The sequence below is a fragment of the Fusibacter sp. genome (assembly GCF_057447755.1).
The window spans coordinates 1-3,260 of record NZ_JBVBZF010000374.1 but is presented as its reverse complement, the minus strand read 5'-3'; the positions used below and the strand labels follow the sequence as shown (position 1 = coordinate 3,260).

2 protein-coding genes and 2 riboswitches are annotated in these 3,260 nt (G+C 38.0%); both genes read right to left on the bottom strand.

Annotation, left to right across the window (positions count from 1 at the left end; genetic code table 11):
- Positions 1 to 21 precede the first annotated feature (21 nt).
- Positions 22 to 1,170 (bottom strand): homocysteine biosynthesis protein, encoded by a 1,149-nt coding sequence (locus AC220I_RS20380; protein WP_486725703.1) that lies wholly within the window; start codon positions 1,168 to 1,170, stop codon positions 22 to 24.
- A gap of 91 nt (positions 1,171 to 1,261) precedes the next feature.
- A riboswitch (SAM riboswitch) is annotated at positions 1,262 to 1,369 on the bottom strand.
- Between the two features lie 160 nt (positions 1,370 to 1,529).
- Positions 1,530 to 2,738 carry an aspartate kinase gene (locus tag AC220I_RS20375; protein ID WP_486725702.1) on the bottom strand — a complete coding sequence of 403 codons (1,209 nt, stop codon included), beginning with the start codon at positions 2,736 to 2,738 and terminating at the stop codon, positions 1,530 to 1,532.
- Positions 2,739 to 2,812: 74 nt separating this feature from the next.
- A riboswitch (SAM riboswitch) is annotated at positions 2,813 to 2,923 on the bottom strand.
- Positions 2,924 to 3,260: the final 337 nt, after the last annotated feature.

Below are 3,260 nucleotides of genomic sequence, written 5' to 3'. Positions count from 1 at the left end.
ACGCTTTGAATCTTTGACCCTTTAAACCTTCAAGCCTTTAACCCTACTGTCAAGCGGAAACATCTCTACGGGTTTTTGTAATAAAAACGAACCCTCTTGAATTTGTGTCTTAAGCAATTCTGCAATTTCTCTAGATTTTTTTAAGGATGTAATTGGGGCCGTCTTAACGATTTTCCCATCAATTTCGATTGACCCACTGCGAAGTTCTTCATAGTTAACGGTTCTGACCACTGGCTTGGTCCCATCACTTTGACCATAATCCACCACATTGGTCTGAATTTCCTTATTGGTGACGCCCACTGCTTTAATCATGTCTTCATCTAAGATTGGAATCGGTATTCCTATACCCAGGAACAAGGAAACCCCGTACCCTTCAAAGACTCCCGGACTGATGAACCTCGTGTCCATGGCTTTTAAATCACCTATTACAGCAAGCGTTCCAGATGGTCTTGTTGGAACACCATTTTCATCTCGGTCAGCACTTGAGTTGAACTGGGTCCCTCTCCAGGAAACATAACCTTGAGCACCTGCTAGGAAAATACGTGTACCGATTCCTATGGTTCTATAAGTAGGATCATTTAAAAGTGGGCTAAGCTCGCCAGATGTACAATAAGTGACGTTGCCAAAGTCTGGTTTTAAGACACCCATGTAGGTTTTAACGGTTCTATCACCTGAGTTTGTCGCCGCATTGTAATTTTGGTATGCATTTCTCGGATTGAATAAATAAGCTTCATTCAAATCTTCAAGTTTAATTTGGGTTTTAACGTCTTTTCTCGGATAGCAATCTGTGCCGTTTGAATACGCCTCAAGTTCAATGCTCTTTCCTGCGATCAAATCACAAATAACATGAGCGCCACCGTATTCTATGCCTTTATCCTTAGACCATTCCGTTGCACCAATATAAGTATCTACAGCAGCAACGCCAGAATAGCCTTCCACTTGATTTAAAAATGTCTTTTGCATTCTAATTGGCGGAGAAGCATGACCAAAATTTAAAAATGCACCACTTGAACACATTGGACCAAATGTCGCGGTTGTCACAACATCCACATATTCTGCCGCTGCCTCTGTCCCTCTTTCCTTAATAATGTCGATTACTTCTTCTGCGGTGACAACAACAGCTTCACCTTTTCTGATTTTTTCATTAATTTGATCATAAGTTTTTGCCATGCTTCGTTCCATCCTTTTTATACTCAAATTTTGTTATAAAAAAATGTCCTTCATTTAAGAAATGAACGACATTTAGGTACAACAAGTACTGCTTTTATCTTTCATTTCTTACGAAATGCAGGAATTAGCACCACACATCAAATGGGATGTAGGTTGCCGGGCGTCATTGAGCCAGTCTCTCAGCCACTCTTGATAAATTCAAGGATATTCAGTTTTGTATAAGGCATACATTTATGATATTTCTGCCTTCAATATTTAGTTTTTATGATTTTAGCACATATAACCTATGGTTACAACACCTTTATTTAAAAATAAAGTGTCTTTTTTTTAGAACAACTCATCCTGTGTTTGACTTAAATTTAAAGTTCAAACTCGTTGTGTATTGCAATAACTGCTTTCTGATAATCGCTCTCTCTGATAATGCAAGAGATATTGATATCTGATGTGGAAACCATATCAATCTCAACGTTCTCCTCAGCAAGACATCTAAACACTCTTGAGGCAACGCCTGCAGCGGATTTCATACCAACGCCAATAATACAAACCTTTGCTATATCCTTTGAACCAAAAACAGATTGCGCCTTTACACTTGAACCTAGTTGTTTAGCAAGCTTTAATGCAGCGTCAAAGTCTTCCTCTGCCACAGTATAAGAAATGGTCAATTTATCCTTGTCCACATAATTCTGAGTAATAACATCTACATTTATATTGTGCTTAGCAATCTCTTCAAAGATATATGCAATGTTTTGAGATGTATGCGGAACATTTGCGAGTGTAATTTTAGCATTATTTGTGGTATGAGCAACGCCTCTTACCAATACGTCTTCCATATCTTCATCCTCCTCTGTTACATAAGTGCCTATTGTATCCGTAAACGACGACCTCAAATGAATCGGCAAATGGTTTTTAGCAGCGAGCTCAACACTTCTTAAATGAAGTACCTTTGCACCTGACCCGGCCATCTCAAGCATTTCTTCAAATGATATCTTAGGTATTTTGTGTGCATTTGGTACAATCCTTGGATCTGCAGTATAAACCCCATCTACATCTGTGTAAATTTCTATCTCACTAGCCTTTAATGCCACGCCAATGGCAACTGCTGATGTATCTGATCCACCCCTGCCAAGTGTCGTTATTTCAAAATCTCTGGTAACACCTTGGAAGCCTGCGATGATAACGACCTTGTTAGCATCAAGGGCTTCCATGATTTTAGTTGTTTCTATGGTTTCAATCTTTGCTTTATTGTGATTACCATCTGTGAAGATGCCAACTTGTGTGCTTGTAAAAGAGATGGCTTCCTCACCCAAATCTTTTATTGCCATTGCCAAAAGAGAAATCGAGATTTGCTCACCAGTGGCAAGAATCATATCCAGCTCTCTCCCTGAAGGCTTTTCTGTTACTTCTTTGGCTCTCTTTACGAGTTCATCCGTCATTCCAGCTGGAGCTGATACAACCACAACGACTTTATTGCCATTCTGTTTCGCTCTGACCACCTTATTTGCTACATTTTTAACACATTTGGCATCCGCCATTGAAGTCCCACCATATTTTTGAACGATAATATTCATGAAAAACCTCCTTTCTTAGGATTATAATAAAAAAAATCGCATTCTAAACGAAGGCGATAAAGATCATAAGTCTCTTCTTATCTCTCACTTCAATAAAGAAATGCAGGAATTGGCACCACGCATCGAATGGGATGCAGGTTGCTGGGCGTCATTGAGCCTGTTCTCTCAGCCACTCTGGATAAGGTTATTAAGTTGTAAATCACTTATTAGCAATATTAGCACACTTCCAATGACCTTTCAAGTGGAAATACAAATTATGCTATGTATTTTTTTGCATACATACGCCTAAATATACCTCATAGATTCAACGTAAAGGAGACCACAGTGCATTACCGAGGTCTCCTTCTATCTTTTAACATTTAACATTTTTACCAATTTCCATTGGTTTTCTCTCTATTATTCTATATGATTTTTAGTCATTTAAACGATTTCTTAAGATCATTTATTTATATTTTTCAATATGACTTTTTTATATTTTTTAATATATTTACTTATATATTTTCAACGCATTTTAGTACATTT